The organism is Paramesorhizobium endophyticum, assembly GCF_014640615.1.
Lineage (GTDB): Bacteria > Pseudomonadota > Alphaproteobacteria > Rhizobiales > Rhizobiaceae > Paramesorhizobium > Paramesorhizobium endophyticum.
Map to the genome: position 1 here is coordinate 1 of NZ_BMHH01000016.1, position 18710 is coordinate 18710.

An 18710-nucleotide genomic window follows, 5' to 3' on the forward strand; every position below is an offset into this window, starting at 1 on the left:
TTCCCCTCAGCCACAAACGGCTCAAGGCAAGATGGGCCGACCAGGATTTCCTCACCCTCATTACTCATATGCGATAGCCCTACCCCAAGGGGGGAGATTGGCTGATGCCACGCTTCGCGTCCATCCTGCAACGTTGTCGATTAACTCCGAGCATTCATGAAAGCTGATCTCCCCCCTTGTGGGGGAGATGCCCGGCAGGGCAGAGGGGGGTTACTGTCCCGCCAGCATTTCCACTTGATCGTGAAATACTCTTCTCGGGAAAAGGTAGGATTCCCCGCCCGCCTGTGCTAACCCGCGCCCTATTCCTCCCATCCGACGAAGAGACTTGACCCATGGCCGTCACCTCGAAACATATTCCCGCCCCCGATCTTTATCCCGTGCGCCGCGCGCTTCTGTCGGTCTCCGACAAGACCGGACTGGTGGAATTCGCCCGCGCGCTGGCGGCTCACGGCATCGAGCTGATCTCCACCGGCGGCACGGCGAAGGCGATTGCGGCGGCGGGCATCCCTGTGCGCGATGTTTCCGAAATCACCGGCTTCCCCGAGATCATGGATGGCCGCGTCAAGACCCTGCATCCCGCCGTCCATGGCGGCCTTCTCGCCGTGCGTGACGATCCCGAGCACGCCGCGGCGATGGAAGCCCATGGCATTGGCGGCATCGATCTGGTTGTCATCAACCTCTACCCCTTCGAGGAGGTGCGCGAGCAGGGCGCCGACTATTCGACCATTGTGGAGAATATCGACATTGGCGGCCCGGCGATGATCCGCGCCGCCGCCAAGAACCACGCCTATGTCGCCATAGTCACCGATCCGGTGGATTACACGGAAGTGCTGGCCGAGCTCGACATCAACAAGGGCGCGCTGCCCTACGCCTTCCGCCAGAAACTGGCAGCGAATGCCTTCGCGCGTACTTCCGCCTACGATACCGCCATCGCCAAATGGTTCATCCGCGCGACGACGCTGGGAGCCCCAAGCTGGCGCGCGCTTATCGGCACGCTGCATTCCGAAATGCGCTATGGTGAGAACCCGCATCAACATGCGGGCTTCTACCTGACGGGCGACAAGCGCCCCGGTGTCGCCACCGCGACGCAGCTTCAGGGCAAGCAGCTTTCCTATAACAACATCAACGACACCGACGCCGCCTTCGAGCTGGTCGCCGAGTTCGACCCGGCGCGCACCTCCGCCGTCGCCATCATCAAGCACGCCAACCCCTGCGGCGTGGCGGAAGGCGAAACCCTTAAGGACGCCTATCTGAAAGCGCTGGCGTGCGACCCGGTTTCAGCTTTCGGCGGCATCGTCGCGCTCAACCGCACGCTGGATGCGGAAGCGGCGGAAGAGATCGTCAAGGTCTTCACAGAAGTCATCATCGCCCCGGACGCGACGGAGGAAGCCAAGGCCATCGTCGCCGCAAAGAAGAATCTGCGCCTCCTGGTCACCGGAGCCCTGCCCGACCCGCGCGAGCCCGGCTTCGCGGTCAAGACCGTCGCCGGCGGATTTCTCCTGCAAACCCGCGACAATGGCGTGGTCGATGATCTTGACCTGAAGGTGGTGACGAAGCGCGCCCCGACCGAGAAGGAAATGGCGGACCTCAAATTCGCCTTCCGCGTCGCCAAACATGTGAAGTCGAACGCCATTGTCTATGTCAAGGACGGCACGACTGTCGGCATCGGCGCGGGCCAGATGAGCCGGGTGGATTCCTCCCGCATCGCCGCACGCAAGGCACTGGACGCGGCCGAGGCCGCCGGTCATGCCGAGCCTCTGACCAAGGACTCCGTCGTCGCCTCCGACGCCTTTTTCCCCTTCGCCGACGGGCTGATCTCCGCCATCGAGGCGGGCGCCACGGCAGTGATCCAGCCGGGTGGTTCCATGCGCGATGAAGAGGTGATTGCCGCCGCCGATGAGCACGGCATCGCGATGGTGTTTACCGGGATGCGGCATTTCCGGCATTAAGCCTTGTTGTCTTCTGTCGCCGGATAAGGGGTTCCAGCAAGGATCACAAGCCCCGCGACGAAGAACACAATCAGTACCGCCATGCCTAAGCGCGGCGAATGGCTCAAGGCCGTCACGCTCGCCACCAGAAATGGCGCGACGAAGCTCGTCGCCCTTCCGGCCAGCGCATAGATGCCGAAATAGCGTCCCGCTTCCTGAACACTGACGCTGCGGGCAAGATAGGAGCGCGACGAGGCCTGCACCGGGCCGAAGGCAATGCCAATCAGAAGGCCGAACACCAGATAGGCCTTTTCGGCTGCGGTCGCGAACAGCCCGCCGCTATCCTCATTTGAAAACCGCAACGCACCGAACAGTGTGAAATCCTTGCCCGTCGAGACAATACCGATGGTGGCGGCGAGGAGCAGGACGAGCGACAGCATCACCACCCGCTTCGAGCCGAACAGCGTATCGAGCCGGCTCGCGGCGAGGCAGGCGAAAATCGCCACGACATTGAGGATGATGCCGAAAAGCCCGATCTCGGTGATGGACCAGCCGAACATCGCCGCTGCGAACCCGCCGCCAAGCGCCAGCAGCGCGTTGACGCCGTCCTGATAGATCATCCGCGCGATGAGAAAGCGGAAGATATTGGCGCGCTGCCGCACTTCGCTGAGCGTCGCCTTGAGCTCGGTGAGGCCGCGTGTCACCGCTTGGGCGAGCGGCAGGCCTCGGCTCACATCCGGCGTGAACAGGAACATCGGCAGGATGAAGACCAGGTACCAGAGCGCCGAGAGCGGACCGGAAGCTCGCGCATCCTCCCCCTTCGCCGGGTCGAGCCCGAACAGCGGATCGAGCCCGGCAATGGTCTTTCCGGTCTGCGGCGAGGCGGCAAGGCACGTCACCACGAAGATCAGCGCGATCATGCCGCCGAGATAGCCGAGCCCCCAGGCGACATTGGAAATCCGCCCGATCTCGTCCTTCGAGACGAGGCGCGGCATCATGGAATCGTTGAAGACGATGGAAAACTCCGCCGCCACCGCCGCCGCCGAGTAGGCAAGAAGCACTAGAACAAGGCTGGAGCCGGGCGCAGCGAACCAAAGAAGCGAAAGGCTGACGATCTGGATGACGGCGAAGAAGGCGATCCACGGCTTGCGCGCCCCGGTCTCGTCCGCAATCGCGCCCAGCACCGGCGAGAGAATGGCGATGAAGAGTCCGGCAATCGCTACCGTGTAGCCCCACGCGGCCTGCCCCATCGCGGGGTCGGCAACCAACCGCGAGATGACATAGGGACCGAAGATGAAGGTCGTGACGACAGTAAAAAAGGGCTGGGCTGCCCAGTCGAACAGCATCCAGCCCCAAATGCCGCGCCTATCCGCGCGCACGGGCAGTGTTTCGGTGATGGCCATGGCTCCCCCTCTTCCCTCGGTAAAATACTTTGCAACAATAACAAAATACCGCGGGACAGCGCCCCCTCTGCCCTGCCGAGCATCTCCCCGCAAGGGGGAGATTAGCGGTCAGTTCCGCTTTCGCCAATCGCAAAGGTAGGAGAATAGCGAGCCGTCATCGATGAAGGCCTATCTTCCCCCTTGAGGGGAGATGTCCGGCAGGACAGAGGGGGGGGCGCTGCCCCGCCGGCATTTCGATCAGCCCGCCAGGCAATTACCCCGCCAGATCGGACATCAACCCCGCCGCGACCGCAAGGCGGGAAACGGTGAGGTCGCCACCCTCCACCAGCGCGGTCATGCGCTGGCGCGTCGTCATCACATTGGCATTGCCGCTTTCGAGCCAGGCCGCTGCCGGATCCTTCTCCCCACCGAAGCGGCTGAGCGCGGCGACGGCGATGGCGCGCGTGGCTTCGGCGATGGTGTCGTTGGCCCGCGCCAGCGCCATCCCGTCATAATAATCGGTGATGGGAATGGCCCGCGCCGCCTCCTCGATGCGTCCGATACGGAATGCCTCGGTGACTGTGAAGTAAGCCTTCGCCGCCGCGATAAGGTCCGATTTCGCGCGGTTTGCGACGAGCGCGATGTCGGGCACGACGGAAGCGAACTGCAACTGGGCGAGCCGTGTCGCCAGCGCCTCCGGGGCCCCCATAACCACGAAGCCGTCCGTATCCTGGGCGATAACCCCCGTCATGAAATCGGGCATCAGCTTGGGCAGGCGCGGCTCCAGCGCGTGGCGGGCCTGGCGGATTGCTTCCACGAAGTCGCCGAGCGGGACATTGGCGTTGTGGTTGCGCAGCACCCAGGCGGTTGTCTGGTGGAGCATACGCGAGACCTGCTCGTAGAACGCGTTCTGCGTGGCTCCGGGCACCTGATTGTCGAGCTTGTCGATGGCGTCATAGATGTCGCCAAGCTCGAACCCGTCGCGCACCGCCACATAGGCGCGCAGGATTTCCGCCGGCGTCTTGCCGGTCATGTCCTGCAGGCGGCTCACAAAGGTCGGCCCGCCGCGATTGATCGCGTCATTGCCCAGCAGCGTGGCGATGATGTCCCGCCGCAGCCGGTGGCTCGCAATTTCCGCCGCATAGGGCTTGACCATGCGCTTCGGGAAATAGCTGAACAGTTCCGGCTCGAAATAGGGATCGTCGGGCAGGTCGCTCGTCACGATTTCCTGCACCAGCACCAGCTTGGCATAGGCGAGCAGCACCGCCAGTTCGGGCCGGGTGAGAGCCTGCCCGCGCGCCTCGCGTTCTTTCAACGCATGTTCGTCGGGCAGTGTCTCGATGCGACGGTCGAGCAGCCTCTGCCGCTCCGTGTCGGTCATGAACCGTGCCTGATAGGGCAGGTCGGCCAAGCCGCGCCGCTCCGCCAGCGAGAGCGCCAGAGTCTGGAGATAATTGTTGCGCAGAACCAGCGCCGCCACCTCATCGGTCATTGCCGCCAGCAGCTTGTTGCGCGCCGGGCGCTCCAGCTTGCCCGCCCGCATCGCCGCCGCGAGCGCGATCTTGATGTTGACCTCGACGTCCGACGTATTCACGCCTGCCGAATTGTCGATGGCGTCCGTGTTGCACCGCCCGCCGAGAAGCGAGAACTCGATGCGCCCGCGCTGCGTGACGGCGAGGTTCGCGCCCTCGCCGATCACCTTGGCGCGGACATCGCTGCCGGTGATGCGGATCGCGTCATTGGCGCGGTCGCCCACCTGCGCATCGCTCTCCGTGTTGCCGCGCACATAGGTGCCGATGCCGCCGAACCAAAGCAGATCGACCGGCGCTTTCAGGATGGCGCAGATCAGTTCCTGCGGCGTCACATGGGTCTTGGTGATGCCGATGGCCTGCGCCGCCTGCGGCGACAGGGTGATGGTCTTCAGCGAGCGCGAATAGACGCCGCCCCCCTCGGAGATTTTCGAGCGGTCGTAATCCTGCCAGCTCGAGCGCGGCAGGTTGAACAGGCGCTGGCGTTCCTCAATCGTGACCGTCGGATCGGGATTGGGATCGATGAAGATGTCGCGGTGATCGAAGGCGGCGACAAGCTTGGTCTGGCTGGAGAGCAGCATGCCATTGCCGAAGACGTCGCCGGACATGTCGCCCACGCCCGCCACGGTGAAGGGCGTCGTCTGGATGTCGATGTCCATCTCGCGGAAATGCCGCTTCACTGCCTCCCACGCACCGCGCGCGGTGATGCCCATCTTCTTGTGGTCATAGCCGGCGGAACCGCCCGAAGCGAAGGCGTCGTCGAGCCAGAAATCATCCGCCTGGCTGATGGCGTTCGCCGTATCGGAGAAGGTCGCGGTGCCCTTGTCTGCCGCGACGACGAAATAAGGATCGTCGCCATCATGCCTGACCACGCCATGAGGATGCGCCACCCGCTCGCCGACAATGTTGTCGGTGATGGAGAGGAGCGTCGAAATGAAGGTGACATAGGCCTGTCGCCCTGCCTCGAAGATGGCGTTGCGGTCGCCCGAAGGCAGGCGCTTGGGATAGAACCCGCCCTTGGCTCCAACAGGCACGATGACCGCATTCTTCACCTGCTGCGCCTTGACGAGGCCTAGCACCTCGGTGCGGTAATCCTGCGCCCGGTCCGACCAGCGGATGCCGCCACGCGCCACCGGGCCGAAGCGTAAGTGAACGCCTTCCACCTCAGGCCCATAGACAAAAATCTCCCGCCACGGACGCGGATCCGGCAGCCCCTCCACCTCATGCGGATCGAGCTTGAAGGCGAGCGTCTTGCGCGGGCTACCATCGGCCTCCGGCACGAAGGCGTTGGTGCGCAGCGTCGCCTCGATGAGGTTGAGGAAACGGCGCACGATCTGGTCGTCGTCGAGGCTGGGAACGGACTGCAATTCGAGGTCGATCTCGTCGCGGAATTTCTTTTCCGCGCTTGGCCGTTGGTCCTCGCCCACGCGCGCCGGATTGAACCGCAGATCGAACAGGTTGAAGAGATTGCGCGCGATGGCTGGATAACGGTTGAGTGCCGCGGCAATGAAGCCTTGCGAATAGGCGATGCCGGCCTGCTGCAGATAGCGGCCATAGGCGCGCAGGATCGTGATTTCCCGCACCGAGAGCCGCGCCGTCTGCACCAGCGCGTTATAGCCGTCATTGTCGGCGGTTCCGTTCCAAATGGCGCGGAACGCCTCTTCCAGAAGCGCGCCGTCGTCCTTCAGGTCCACCGGAACGGAGAACGCGTTGACAAGCTGCATGTCATGCACATGCACCCGGCCGCCATCCACGCCCGGCAGGTCGAAGGTCTGCTCGCTGATGACGCGGAAGCCCATATTTTCTAGGAGCGGCACACGCTGCGACAGCGCCAGCGCCGCGCCATAGTGATAGATCTTCAGCGACACGGCATCGGGCCCGTCGCTGTGATGCTTGTAGAAATCGACGTAAAGCGGATTGTTCGCCGAAAGCTCTGCGATACGCTCGGCATCGACCAGCGCCTCATCGGGCGTGAATCCTTCCCGGTAGGAATCGGGGAAGCTGGAGGCCAGCGCCACGATGCCGGCGCTTCCGCCGTCGAAGCTCTCCGCCGCTTCCTGCACCGCGTCTTCCCAGGTCCGCACGATGGCGCGGATTTCGGCTTCCAGCGTTTCGCGCGCCACCTGAGGCACGGTGCCCTCATCGCGCCGGACGATGAAATAGATGCGCGTCAGCGTCCCCTCGGGGAAGGAGGGCTGGAATTCGACGCTCTGCCCGTCATAGACGCGCATCAGATATTGGGAAATCTTCTCGCGGACGATGGAATCGTAGCGATCGCGCGGCACATAGACCAGCACCGAGACGAAACGCCCGAACGGGTCGATGCGCGGCAGGGCGCGCACGCGCGGCCGCTCGCCCAGCGCCAGGATGCGCTCGGCATTGGCCACCAACGTGTCGACATCAACCTGGAAAAGCTCGTCGCGCGGATAATCCTCCAGCACGTTGATGAGCGCCTTGCCGGAATGGTCCTGCGGGTTGAAGCCGAGCTGCTTGATGACCGCATCCACCTTGGGGCGCAGAAATGGAATCTTGGTGACCGAGCGCGTATAGGCGGTGGAGGTGAAAAGCCCCACGAACCGCAATTCGCCCGTCACCTCGCCATCCTTGTCGAACAGCTTGATGCCGACATAATCGAGATAGACGCGCCGGTGGACACGCGAGCGGGCATTTGCCTTGGTGACGATGAGCGCCTCCGGCCCATCGAGGAAGGCGAGGATCTCGCTCGTCGCCGTCGTGCCGGCCTCGCCGCGCCGCAGCACGCGCACGGCGGGATCGCTCAATATGCCAAGCTGAGGCTTGTCGGCATAGACGAGTTCGCGTGTCTTGCCCTTGCGGCGATAATCATATTCGCGCATGCCGAGGAAGATGAAATTGTCGTCGCGCAGCCATTCGAGGAACTCGATGGCCTCCGCCACATTCTTCTTCTTTCCGGGTGGATTGGCCTTGTAGGCCTTGATGGCCTGGTCGAGCCGCGCCAGCATCGGCTTCCAGTCGCGCACCGCGGCGCGCACCTGGCCGAGCACGGCTTTCAGCGCGGCGGCCAGTTCCTCCCGCGCCGCCTGGTCCAGCATCGGCAGATGAATCTGCATGACGCTGACGCGGTCCGTACCCTTGGGTTCTGGGCCGGACGCTTCGCCATGAACGCTGATGCCGTTCTTGCCATGCGTCACGTCGAGCACGGGATGCAGCACCAGATAGACCATGCTCACGCGCTCGGCGATTTCGCCCAGGACCGAGTCGAGCAGGAAGGGCATGTTGTCGTTGATGAGCGTAACGATGGTTACCGGCCGTCCGGCGCGCAGCACCTTGTTGACGCCATTGACCGAGACGATGCTGTCGCCCTTGCGATAATCGCACAATTCCGCGAAAGCCAGGCGCGCGGATTCCTCCAGGGCGGTGTTGTCATATTCGGCGAGGTCCTCCGGCGGCGCCCATTCGTAGAACAGGGCCGAGAACTCCTTCAGCGCCTCCTTGTCGCCTCCCTTATCCGTGAGCCCACCGACGTCGCGTTGCTGCCTGGATGACACTTCCAAACTCCCATGGAATGAATCTCTGCGAAAGCCTATCAGATCGGCGTGCGCTTTCGACCCAAAACTGCCCTGAAACAGTGAACTTCCCGTGACAAAGCAACAAAATGAGCCAAAATTTGCCGGGATTGAAAGAAAAAGGCGCCTCCATCGGCGAAATCGCGCCGACACCCCTCATCCGACCGCGCGAAGCAGTCGGATGAGGGGTAATTAGCGCGGCGTCAATCCCTCATAGCTCCACCAGATGATCCGCCAGCTCATTGGGATTATCCCCCGTCGCCGGGAAATGCCTGGCGAGCAGTTTGCCGGATTTTTCGATGGTCGCGACGAAGCCATCCGCCACTTCGGCTCGTGAGGCGTGCTTGGTCAGGAGGGAGACGATGTTGTTCCAGTCCTTCTGCTGCACCTTTGCATTAATGCCCGCATCGGCGATCACCTCGGCATAGCGTTCGGCAAGCGACACGAACAGAAGCACCCCCGTGCGCTGCGATGTGACATGGATGTTGCGCGCCAGGAATTGCTGCACGGCATTCAGATGCGCGCGGCGATAGCGGATGCGGTGCGGCACGAGCGCGAAGCGGATGGCCGGCACGAACCACAAGACGAGGATGACGCAAATGAAGGCCGCGAGAATGGCGAGGCCGAACAGCGGCAGCGACACCTCATACCAGTACCAATGCGCCAGAAGCGCCGCGACGATGGAGGCGATAATCACCCCGCAGGCGGCGACAAACCCGGCGGCGAAGAAATAATCGTCGCTGCGATGCGCCAGCACCGCGTAGATCTCGCCGCTGGTCTTTTCTTCCGCCGTGCGAATGGCCTGCGCGATGCGGGCGCGATCCCCGGCAGTCAGGAACTTATGGTTCGACATACTCTCTCCTACCAGCTTCCCGATGCGCCGCCGCCGCCCGACGAGCCGCCGCCGCCGGAAAATCCACCGCCGTCGAAACCTCCGCCACCGCCGAAGCCGCCTCCACCGAATCCCCCGCCTCCAAGGATCAGGCCGGTGCCGTATCCGGCGAGCGCGCCTCGCGCGGCGCTGCCGCCGGTGGTCGTGCCCAGCCATTGATATCGGCCCGGCCCGATCTTTCGTCCGAAAAGCCGCGCAAGCAGCGAAAAAATCAGGCCGCCAAAGAAGATGAAGAGCCAGAAGGCAACGAAGATCAGCGAAACCCAATCGATGCCGCCGCCCGAGGATTGCGCCTGCGCGTCCTGCTGCGCCTGAGCCTTGATGTCGGCGCCGTCGCCGCCCAGCACCGCCAGAATACCGTCCACGCCCTTCGAAATGCCGCCGGAATAATCGCCCTGCCGGAAGGCGGGGATGATTCCGTTGCGGATGATGACACTCGAAAGCGCGTCCGTCAGCGTGCCTTCCAGCCCGTAGCCCACCTCAATGCGCACCTTGCGGTCATTAGGCGCGACGACGAGGAGAACGCCGTTGTTCTCCTTCTTCTGGCCAAGGGCCCAGCTGCGGAACAGCCGGTTCGAGAAGTCGTCTATGTCGTCGCCACCGAGGCTCGGCACGGTCACGACCGCCACCTGATTGGAGGTCTTCGCCTCAAAATCGGCTAGCTTCTGGTCGAGCGCCGCCCGCGTCTGCGGGTCGATGACGTTGGCGTCATCGACGACGCGCCCTGTCAGAGCGGGAAACTGCGTGTCCGCCGCCGCCAGCGCCGTGAAGGCAAGGAATACCATCACGGCAGCCGTCAGGACATACAGCCATCGCGCGGGACTATGGCGGGCCGGCATTTCTCGGGTTCCTGTCACTACCATTCCGCCCGTCAATTATTGAACTGGACTTTCGGGGCCTGCTGGGCCTGCTCGCTTATGGTGAAGGTCGGCAGGGGCTTCTTGTCGCGGAACCAGATCAGCCGCCACAGCATCGTCGGCAGGGTCTGGAGCGAGGTATTATAGACCCGCACCGCCTCGATATAATCCCGCCGCGCCACCGCGATGCGATTCTCGGTGCCTTCGAGCTGTGATTGCAGGGCGAGGAAATTCTGGTTCGCCTTCAGGTCCGGATAGTTTTCCGCCACCGCCATGAGCCGCCCCAGCGCCCCGGTCAGATTGGCCTGGTTCTGCTCGAACTGCTTGAAAAGCTCGGGATTGCTGAGCGCGTCGGGCGGCAATTGGATCGTCGCCTGTGTCGCCTTGGCGCGCGCCTCGACCACATCGGTGAACGTCTTCTGCTCATGCGTGGCATAGCCCTGCACGGTCGCCACCAGATTGGGGATCAGGTCCGCGCGGCGCTGATATTGGTTGAGCACCTGACTCCATGCGGCCTTGACCTGCTCTTCCTGGGTCGGGATGACATTGAAGCCGCACGCCGACAGCAGCGGCGCCAGCAAGGCCAAGAGCAGCACCGGCAAAAGACGGCGACCGGCGGGCCGCGAAATGGTATCAGCTATCATGCAAATCTCTCCTGATATCGGCTCTCGAATGGTGCCATCCCCAGCACGGTAATACGAGAGTAATCATATCAGGGAAACAAAGAAACAACAAAGAATTGCTGAAAAGAACCGCAATGAAGCAACTAAAACACTTTAAATTCTTGGATGACGGAGGCTGCGATGGAAGAACGGGAGAATAATGACGAGGCGAAAGCGGAAGCCCGCCGCATCCTCAACCGGGTGGAGCGCGAATCGAATGCGGATCACGGCATGGTCGCCCGGGCGAAACGGCACCTTTCCGCCGCCGATGCCGACCAGGCCGATGCCATCGAAGTGTGGGGCACGCGCATCGGACGGGCGCTGAGCCTCATCCTCATTGCCGCCGCGATTCTCTGGCTCCTGACTTATCTTGGCAAAGCGTCTTGAGTAGAGGTCCCTCACCTGTCACCATCAGGACACAGTGACAGCATGAGTCGTATTTGCAATGTCTAATCCGCCTGACGCCAAAGCCGTTCTCGTCATATCGAGCCATGTGGTGCGCGGTTCGGTCGGCAATCGCGCCGCCGTCTTCGCGCTGGAAACGCTGGGCCACCCCGTCTGGGCGGTGCCGACGGTCGTCCTGCCATGGCACCCCGGCCACGGCCCCGCCAAGCGCATCGTACCCTCCCAGGAGGAGTTCGACGCCCTCATCGCCGATCTCGAACGCGCGCCCTGGCTCGATGAAATCGGCGCGGTGCTGACTGGCTATCTCGGGCAGGCGTCGCAGGCTGCAAGCATCGCGCGGCTTGTCGAGACCATCAAGGCCAAGAACCCGCAGGTTCTCTATCTCTGCGACCCTGTTATCGGCGACAAGGAAGGTCTTTACGTTCCCGAGGCGACGGCCATCGCCATTCGCGACCGCTTGATACCGCTTGCCGACATTGCGACGCCCAATCGTTTCGAGCTTGCCTGGCTCACCGGCGTGCCGCTGGAAGACAACAAGACCATCATGGAAGCGGCTCTCGATGCCGGCCCCGCCACCATGCTCGTCACCTCTGCCGTGCCGATGATGACGGGCAGCACCGGCAATCTCCTGCTCACCTCCACCCTGGCGATGATGGCAGAGCACCGCCATGTCGACGGCCCCAGCAACGGCTTGGGCGACCTGACCTCCGCCCTTTTCCTCGCCCGCACCATGGCCGGCCTTCCGCAGGAAAAAATCCTGCAGGCGACGACCGCCGCCGTCTTCGAGGTCCTCGCCCGCGCGGCCAAGCGCGGCGCGGACGAGCTGATGCTGGAGGCTGATGCCGCGAGCCTTTCCAACCCCATGGCGATGGTGCAGACGCGCCGCCTCATGCATCCCACCAAGGGGCTGCGGGCGTGACGGACAAGCGGGAAAAGCCGGGCGCAATTCTCCGGGCGAGACTTGCGCGTCAGCAAAGAACTGGACCGCCGCGCATATTCCATTAATACAGGAGCCACCCAAGGGGCTTGGGTACCCCCGCCTGAAACGATTTGATCTTCCTCCCAACCAGAGCTATGGCACAGGTATGAACGATCTTACCCCAAATGATCTTCCCGCCGGCAACCTCCCCGAGGCGCTTCTCGCCGGCTACCGCAACTTCATGTCCGGGCGTTTCGCCGACGAATCCCTGCGCTACAGGGAACTGGCCGAACGAGGCCAGACGCCGGAAACCATGGTTATCGCCTGCTGCGATTCCCGCTCCGCGCCGGAAACCATCTTCGATACCCACCCCGGCGAGATTTTCGTGCTGCGCAACGTCGCCAATCTCGTCCCCCCCTATGAGCCGGACGGCGAATATCACTCCACCTCCGCCGCGCTCGAATTCGCGGTGCAGAGCCTTGAGGTCAAGCATATCGTGGTGATGGGCCATGGCCGCTGCGGCGGCATCAAGGCCGCGCTCGACCACGAAAGCGCGCCCCTTTCGCCGGGCGATTTCATCGGCAAATGGATGAGCCTCGTCGCCCCCGCCGCCGAAACCGTCTCTGCCAACACGCTGATGACCTCGACCGAGCGCCAGACCGCGCTGGAGCGCATCTCCATCCGCTACTCCATCGCCAATCTGCGCAGCTTCCCCTATATCGCCTCCCGCGAAAAGGAAGGCCGCCTCACCCTGCACGGTGTCTGGTTCGATATTTCGACGGGAGAACTGTGGGTGATGGACCACCAGACGGGCGATTTTGTGCGTCCGCCTGTCGAGTAGTACCCTCCCCTCCCCTGCCGGATGGCGACGTGACGGGTTGAGCACAACCGCCGGCCCCTTGCGTCGCCGCAACCTCGCGCAGCTGTCCGGCTGGATTGAAGGAGTTTTCAACGCTTACCACTCCGCCAACAAATCGCCCTCAAACAATTCCCATCTCTCCCACCTATGCGCTATGTTTCGCGCGGAATCGGTGTGGGAGGATTGGATATGGATAAGGTTGTTGCGGTCGATGTCGGGACCGGCAGCGCGCGGGCGGGTGTTTTTTCGCTGAGCGGCGATCTATTGGCCCGCGCAGAGCATCCGATCCTGATGAACCGCCCGAAGCCCGATTTCGCCGAGCATGATTCCAACGATATCTGGCAGGCTGTCTGTCATGCGGTGAGGACAGCGCTGACCAAGGCTGATATAGCGGCCGATGAAGTGGCGGGCATCAGCTTCGACGCCACCTGCTCGCTGGTGGTGCGCGACCGCGATGGCGATCAGCTCACCGTTTCGCCATCAGGCGAAAACCGCTGGGACACCATCGTCTGGCTCGACCACCGGGCGCTGGCCGAAGCGGACGAGTGCACGGCGACGGGCCATCGCGTCCTCGACTATATCGGCGGCGTCATGTCGCCCGAGATGGAAACGCCGAAGCTGATGTGGCTGAAGCGCAACCTGCCTTCGACCTGGGAGAAGGCGGGATATTTCCTCGACCTTGCGGATTATCTCAGCTGGCGGGCATCCGGCTCGCTGGAGCGCTCGCAATGCACGCTCACCTGCAAATGGGCCTATCTCGCCCATGAGGAACCGGGCTGGAGCCGGGATTTCTTCGAGACGGTCGGTATTGCCGACATGCGGGAGAAGGGCGCGCTGCCGGACAAGGCGAGCCCCATCGGCAAGAATCTCGGCAGGCTCACCGAAAAGGTGGCGGCCGAACTGGGGCTGAGCCCGGCCTGCCAGGTTGGAGTGGGGCTTATCGATGCTCATGCCGGTGCGCTCGGTGTGCTTGGCAGCTATGCCGGGGACATCGCGCAAATCGACCGGCATCTGGCGCTGATCGCGGGGACGTCGAGTTGTGTGATGGCGCTTTCGCAGACGCCGCGCCCGACGCCGGGCGTATGGGGTCCTTATTACGGCGCGGTGCTCGATGGTTGCTGGCTCAACGAGGGTGGGCAATCGGCCACCGGCGCGCTGCTGGACCATATCATCCGCTGGCACGGCGCAGGAGGCGAACCGAACGCGGCCATGCACCAGCGCATCGTCGAGCGGGTACAGGAATTGCGCCGCCAGGAAGGGGCGGATTTCGCCAGGCGGCTGCATGTGCTGCCGGATTTCCACGGCAACCGCTCGCCGCTCGCCGATCCGCATGCGGTGGGCGTGGTCAGCGGGCTGACGCTCGACGCCTCCTTCGACAGCCTCTGCCGGCTGTACTGGCGCACCGCCGTCGGCATCGCGCTCGGCGTCCGGCATATTTTGGAGACGCTCAACGCCAAGGGCTACACCATCGACACGCTGCATGTGACCGGCGGCCACATCAAGAACGCGCTGCTGATGGAGCTTTACGCCGACGCCACCGGCTGCATGGTGATCGAGCCACAGGCGGAAGATGCGATGCTGCTCGGCACCGCCATGGTCGCCGCCACCGCCGCCGGGCTCTACCCGGACCTCGCCAGCGCCTGCACGGGGATGCAGAAGGGCGGGCTGGAGCGCAAGCCTTCAGCGGAAACGCGCGAAGCGCTCGACCGGGATTACCGCGTTTTTCTCACGATGCATGAACAGCGTGAAGCGCTGGATAAGATGGCTTGATGGCGGATGGCGATCCCTTCACCCTCGCCCTTCGAGGCTCCGCTTCGCTCCGCACCTCAGGATGAAGGTGAAGGGGCACGGCGCCTTGATGATCTTCATTTTATCTGAAGTGACGGCGGCGCTTCAGTAGTCCCTCATGGTGAGGTGCGAATGGAGCGCAGCGGAATTCGCCTCGAACCACGAGGGCGCTTAGCACGATTTGCGCCAGCGCTCCGCATAAGCTGTGAAGGTGGCAGGCATCGCCAAATCATTCGGCTCTGGCAAGCTTGCGCTGGGTTGCATCCCGGCAAGCATCGCCGCGCCGAGGCTGGTGCCGGTCGAGCCGGGGAGTGCCAGCACTTCACGTCCCGTGAGGCTGGCGAGTGCCGCGGTGTAGATGCGGTTTTTGGCGAACGGGCCTTCGACAATAACCGGCCCATGCGCGCCGACGAGGCCGAGGCTTACATCCGTCATCAGCGCGGCATAAAGCGAGGCGGCGGCGTAGCGCGCGGAAGGGCTGAGGCTTTCGGCGTTTAGCCAAGTCATGTCGCGTGCCGGGAAGGGGCCTGAGCCCTTGACGACGCTGGGGAGGACCATGGTCATGCGGGACAAAATGTCAGGCAATGCGGCGATGGCCTCGTCGAGGGTGGCAGGGCTATCCTTCGTCAGCAGCTCGAACTCACGTCCGCCCATGAAGCGGGCGGAGGGAACGGGGCGACCATAGGCATCGACATTGACGAGGGTATCGCGCTCCGGGTCGAGGCATTCCGCGTGGCCGCCGACGCCGAAGATCACTACCCATGTACCGGTCGAGACGACGGCGAAGGGCGGCTCGCGCCGAATGAGGTGCGGCAGAAGCGAGGCGTTGGAATCGTGAATGCCGCAATGAACGGGAATGGGCTTGTCGAGGCCGATTGCCTGCGCAATTTCCGGCAGGACAGGCCCGAGCGCGTCGAAGGCGGCGCGGACCGGGGCTAGCAGCGGCCTGATTTCCAGCCTGTCCACCAGCGAGGAGAAATCGCCTGCCCGCGGGTTCCAGAGATCGGTGTGGCAGCCGAGCGAAGTCGCCTCGCAAGCGGCGATGCCGGTCAGTCGCCAAGCCCAATATTGCGGATAGGTGAGGATGGTTTGTACGTTCGCGAAGAGATCGGGGAAGGCGGTTTTCTGGTAGTGCAACTGCGCGCCGAGATTGAGGCCACCGGAGAGATAGGGCGAGGCGGTTTCGCTGAAATCAGGGCGGAGGGAGGCGTAACTTTCGCGGATTTCATCCGGGTAGCTGTGCTCATAGTCGAGCACCGGCATGACGAGGCCGTGCCTGCCAAGGAGCGCAGCGGACGCGCCATGGGTGGTGATCGAGATGGCGTCGAAGCCGGGGGTGTTGGCGAATTCGGCGAGGGATTCGATGAAGAAGGTCCAGAGCGCCTCAATGTTGTAACGCGGATAGGGCGGGCCTGACAGCACGCGGTTAGGCGTGGTGCGGGCGACGACCTCCTTTGCCGTTCCCGTATCGACGATGACGGCCTTGGCGTTGGTCTTGCCTATGTCTAGAACGGCGATGCGGGCGGGCGGGATCATGGGAGTCGATCTCCCCCCTTGAGGGGGAGATGCCGCCCTTCGACAAGCTCAGGAGGGCAGAGGGGGGTATCTGGCGCTTCCATCAAAACAAATCCCTCTAAGCCAGATGAAAGACAGCGATCAGTTCCGACTGCACCGGCGAATTGTCCGGGTTGGTCTCCATGATGTCGGCCATATGCGCCCACCATTTCTTCATCACCGGATGATTTGGAAGGTCGGCCATGCGGTGATCCGCCGGGCGCGTCAGGATGCCGAAGAGGGTGTTGGTTTCGGGGTCGAGATGGATGGAATAGTCGGAGACGCCTGATACGTGCAGAAGCTCCACCAGCTCCGGCCATATCTCATCGTGACGGCGTTTGTATTCGGCTTCCATGCCGGGGTTGAGCCGCATCTTGAAGGCGTATTTTTCGCTCATGCTTTTTTCCCGGATTTAATTCGCTGGAAGAGGACCGGCAGCGAGATGGTGACGATCAGCAGCAGGCCGATGAAGATGGACATGACGATGCCCGGCACATTGAGAAGCCCGAGGCCGAAGGTGACGAGGCCCATGACGAAGGCGGCGATGACGACGCCGCCTATGGTGCCGGAGCCGCCGAGGATCGAGACGCCGCCGAGCACCACCATGGTGACCACCTCTAGCTCCCAGCCCTGCGCAATGGACGGGCGAGTGGAGCCGAGGCGCGAGGTGAGGCACACGGCGGCGATGCCGCTCATCAGGCCCGTCAGCAGAAACAGGATGAACTTGATCCGCTCCACCGGAATGCCGGAAAAGCGCGCGGCGAAGGCGTTGTTGCCGATGGCATAGACGCGGCGGCCGAAGCTGGTGGCGTGGAGCAGGATGGCGAAGACAATGGCGCAGGCGATAAAGAGCACGAACTCGAACGAGAAGACCCAGAAGACATAGCCTTGGCCGAAATAGGCGAAGCTGTCGGGATAATTGCCATAGGCCTGGTCGCCCAGCACAATATAGGAAATGCCCCGGAAGAGGCTCATCGTGCCTATCGTGACGACGATGGAAGGCAGTCCCAGCCCCGCCACCAGAAACCCGTTGAAGACGCCGCAGAGAATCCCGACGCCAACGCCGATGGCGACGAGGCCCGGCGTGCCGATGCCGATCTGCGCCGCCGCGCCCATGGCCGTTGAAGCGAGCGCGATGATCGCCGCGACCGAAAGGTCGATCTCGCCCGAGATGATCAACAGCGCCATGGCGAAGGCGATGAGCGCCTTTTCGGTGAAGTTGAAAGTGGCGTCGGAGAGGTTCCAGACATTGAGGAAATAGGGCGAGGCGAAGGAATTGGCGATGAAGATCGCAATCGCCACGCCGAGCAGCAGGACTTCCCAGCTTGACAGCGCTCGGGTGAAGGATGTGCCGAGCCGGTCGGGGATATGGCGCTTTTCAGGGACGGCGCTCATGCATTGGCCTCCTCAAAGGTCTTGGCTGCCTTGTCGCGCAGGATGATGCGGCCGCGGCGCTTTTCCGCCCGCGCGTTGAAGATGACGGCGAGGATGATGACCGCTCCTGAAATGGCCATCTGCCAGAAGGGCGAGATATCGATGACGGGCAGCGCATTCTTGATGACGCCGAGGAACAGCGCGCCCAGCACGGTGCCGGCAACGGTGCCGATGCCGCCCAGGGTAGAGATGCCGCCTATGACACAGGCGGCGACGCTGTCGAGTTCGAAGCCGGCGGCGATATCGACATAGGCGACCGCATAGCGCGACACCCAGAGATAGCCGCAGAGCCCGGCAAGCGCGCCCGACAGCACGAAGGCGAAGAAGCGGGTGCGCCCGACATCGATGCCGGCATAGATCGCGGCGGTGGGGTTGCCGCCAGAGGCATAGAGCGCGCGGCCGAAGAAGCTGCGCGTCATCATGACGTAGATGAAAATGACGATGGCGATGGCGATCCAGCCGAGGACGGGCAGGCCGAGGAAGACATGGCGCGGGGTGTTGAGGAAACCAGGCGTCATCTGGTGCGCATTGACCCAGCCGCCCCCCGAAAGCACGAAGGCCATGCCGCGATAGATGGTGAGCGTACCCAGCGTTACGACGATGGGCGGAATGCCGATCTTCCAGACGAGGAGCCCGTTGATCGCGCCCAGAAACGCGCCGATGCCGATGGCGGCGACGATGAGGAGGGCGAGCGGAAGCTCAGGATGGGCGGCGTTGAGCATGGCCACGGCCATACCTGACAAGGCGAGGTTGGCGGCGACGGAGAGGTCGATGGATTTGGTCAGGATGACCGCCATCTGGCCGAGCGCCAGGATGATGAGAATCGAAGTGTCGTTGAAGATGCCTGCAAGGTTTTTCGGCGAGGAGAAGCCGGGCGCGCGCGTGGAGAAGGCGGCGACGAGGATGGCGATGATGCCGAAGAGCAGGATTTCACGATTTTTAAGGATGCGATTCAT

General features: G+C 63.2%; 14 protein-coding genes. 5 read left to right on the forward strand and 9 right to left on the reverse strand.

Features of this window, described 5'->3' with window-relative positions; genetic code table 11:
• Positions 1 to 332 precede the first annotated feature (332 nt).
• On the forward strand, positions 333 to 1949 hold the full coding sequence (gene purH / locus IEX53_RS17030; protein WP_188825390.1) for a bifunctional phosphoribosylaminoimidazolecarboxamide formyltransferase/IMP cyclohydrolase: 1617 nt from the start codon (positions 333 to 335) through the stop codon (positions 1947 to 1949).
• On the opposite strand, the gene IEX53_RS17035 is transcribed toward purH, so the two are convergent.
• The 5 genes from IEX53_RS17035 to IEX53_RS17055 all read right to left on the reverse strand — a co-directional run bounded on the left by IEX53_RS17035 (position 1946) and on the right by IEX53_RS17055 (position 10777).
• Positions 1946 to 3331 carry an MFS transporter gene (locus IEX53_RS17035; protein ID WP_188825391.1) on the reverse strand — a complete coding sequence of 462 codons (1386 nt, stop codon included), beginning with the start codon at positions 3329 to 3331 and terminating at the stop codon, positions 1946 to 1948. The genes purH and IEX53_RS17035 overlap by 4 nt on opposite strands.
• A 253-nt stretch (positions 3332 to 3584) precedes the next feature.
• Positions 3585 to 8366, reverse strand: coding sequence for an NAD-glutamate dehydrogenase (locus IEX53_RS17040; protein WP_236016246.1), 4782 nt, complete (start codon positions 8364 to 8366; stop codon positions 3585 to 3587).
• 229 nt (positions 8367 to 8595) lie between these two features.
• Positions 8596 to 9237, reverse strand: a complete 642-nt coding sequence (locus IEX53_RS17045; protein ID WP_188825393.1) for a TPM domain-containing protein — start codon at positions 9235 to 9237, stop codon at positions 8596 to 8598.
• Between the two features lie 8 nt (positions 9238 to 9245).
• On the reverse strand, positions 9246 to 10115 hold the full coding sequence (locus IEX53_RS17050; RefSeq protein ID WP_373288683.1) for a TPM domain-containing protein: 870 nt from the start codon (positions 10113 to 10115) through the stop codon (positions 9246 to 9248).
• A gap of 32 nt (positions 10116 to 10147) precedes the next feature.
• A complete protein-coding gene (locus IEX53_RS17055) occupies positions 10148 to 10777 on the reverse strand; it encodes a LemA family protein (RefSeq protein ID WP_188825394.1) in 630 nt (209 codons plus the stop codon).
• 159 nt (positions 10778 to 10936) lie between these two features.
• Between IEX53_RS17055 and IEX53_RS17060 the strand changes: the two genes are divergently transcribed.
• From IEX53_RS17060 to IEX53_RS17075, 4 genes are all read left to right on the forward strand, one after another.
• Positions 10937 to 11182: a hypothetical protein gene (locus IEX53_RS17060; protein WP_188825395.1), complete on the forward strand. Its 246-nt coding sequence runs from the start codon at positions 10937 to 10939 to the stop codon at positions 11180 to 11182.
• A gap of 58 nt (positions 11183 to 11240) precedes the next feature.
• The gene (gene pdxY / locus IEX53_RS17065; RefSeq protein ID WP_188825396.1) at positions 11241 to 12119 is read left to right on the forward strand and encodes a pyridoxal kinase PdxY; all 879 of its coding nucleotides are present in this window, start codon (positions 11241 to 11243) and stop codon (positions 12117 to 12119) included.
• A 166-nt stretch (positions 12120 to 12285) separates the two neighbouring features.
• Positions 12286 to 12960, forward strand: a complete 675-nt coding sequence (locus tag IEX53_RS17070) for a carbonic anhydrase (RefSeq protein ID WP_188825397.1) — start codon at positions 12286 to 12288, stop codon at positions 12958 to 12960.
• Positions 12961 to 13167: 207 nt separating this feature from the next.
• Positions 13168 to 14748 (forward strand): FGGY-family carbohydrate kinase, encoded by a 1581-nt coding sequence (locus IEX53_RS17075; RefSeq protein ID WP_188825398.1) that lies wholly within the window; start codon positions 13168 to 13170, stop codon positions 14746 to 14748.
• Positions 14749 to 14937: 189 nt separating this feature from the next.
• On the opposite strand, the gene IEX53_RS17080 is transcribed toward IEX53_RS17075, so the two are convergent.
• The 4 genes from IEX53_RS17080 to IEX53_RS17095 all read right to left on the reverse strand — a co-directional run bounded on the left by IEX53_RS17080 (position 14938) and on the right by IEX53_RS17095 (position 18710).
• Positions 14938 to 16302, reverse strand: a complete 1365-nt coding sequence (locus tag IEX53_RS17080; protein WP_188825399.1) for an FGGY-family carbohydrate kinase — start codon at positions 16300 to 16302, stop codon at positions 14938 to 14940.
• Positions 16303 to 16399: 97 nt separating this feature from the next.
• Entirely contained in the window at positions 16400 to 16717 is a 318-nt protein-coding gene (gene rhaM, locus IEX53_RS17085; RefSeq protein WP_188825400.1) for an L-rhamnose mutarotase, read from the reverse strand.
• On the reverse strand, positions 16714 to 17715 hold the full coding sequence (locus tag IEX53_RS17090; protein WP_188825401.1) for an ABC transporter permease: 1002 nt from the start codon (positions 17713 to 17715) through the stop codon (positions 16714 to 16716). The genes rhaM and IEX53_RS17090 overlap by 4 nt, the downstream gene beginning before the upstream one ends.
• Positions 17712 to 18710: an ABC transporter permease gene (locus IEX53_RS17095; protein WP_188825402.1), complete on the reverse strand. Its 999-nt coding sequence runs from the start codon at positions 18708 to 18710 to the stop codon at positions 17712 to 17714. Before IEX53_RS17095 ends, IEX53_RS17090 begins: the two co-directional genes overlap by 4 nt.

Bases quoted from the DNA above. Each gene is read 5' to 3' on its own strand.
- IEX53_RS17035 (WP_188825391.1), bottom strand. From the start codon at position 3,331: ATGGCCATCACCGAAACACTGCCCGTGCGCGCGGATAGGCGCGGCATT.
- IEX53_RS17080 (WP_188825399.1), bottom strand. From the start codon at position 16,302: ATGATCCCGCCCGCCCGCATCGCCGTTCTAGACATAGGCAAGACCAAC.
- purH (WP_188825390.1), top strand. From the start codon at position 333: ATGGCCGTCACCTCGAAACATATTCCCGCCCCCGATCTTTATCCCGTG.
- rhaM (WP_188825400.1), bottom strand. From the start codon at position 16,717: ATGAGCGAAAAATACGCCTTCAAGATGCGGCTCAACCCCGGCATGGAA.
- IEX53_RS17060 (WP_188825395.1), top strand. From the start codon at position 10,937: ATGGAAGAACGGGAGAATAATGACGAGGCGAAAGCGGAAGCCCGCCGC.
- pdxY (WP_188825396.1), top strand. From the start codon at position 11,241: ATGTCTAATCCGCCTGACGCCAAAGCCGTTCTCGTCATATCGAGCCAT.
- IEX53_RS17070 (WP_188825397.1), top strand. From the start codon at position 12,286: ATGAACGATCTTACCCCAAATGATCTTCCCGCCGGCAACCTCCCCGAG.
- IEX53_RS17045 (WP_188825393.1), bottom strand. From the start codon at position 9,237: ATGTCGAACCATAAGTTCCTGACTGCCGGGGATCGCGCCCGCATCGCG.
- IEX53_RS17090 (WP_188825401.1), bottom strand. From the start codon at position 17,715: ATGAGCGCCGTCCCTGAAAAGCGCCATATCCCCGACCGGCTCGGCACA.
- IEX53_RS17055 (WP_188825394.1), bottom strand. From the start codon at position 10,777: ATGATAGCTGATACCATTTCGCGGCCCGCCGGTCGCCGTCTTTTGCCG.
- IEX53_RS17075 (WP_188825398.1), top strand. From the start codon at position 13,168: ATGGATAAGGTTGTTGCGGTCGATGTCGGGACCGGCAGCGCGCGGGCG.
- IEX53_RS17050 (WP_373288683.1), bottom strand. From the start codon at position 10,115: ATGCCGGCCCGCCATAGTCCCGCGCGATGGCTGTATGTCCTGACGGCT.
- IEX53_RS17095 (WP_188825402.1), bottom strand. From the start codon at position 18,710: ATGAATCGCATCCTTAAAAATCGTGAAATCCTGCTCTTCGGCATCATC.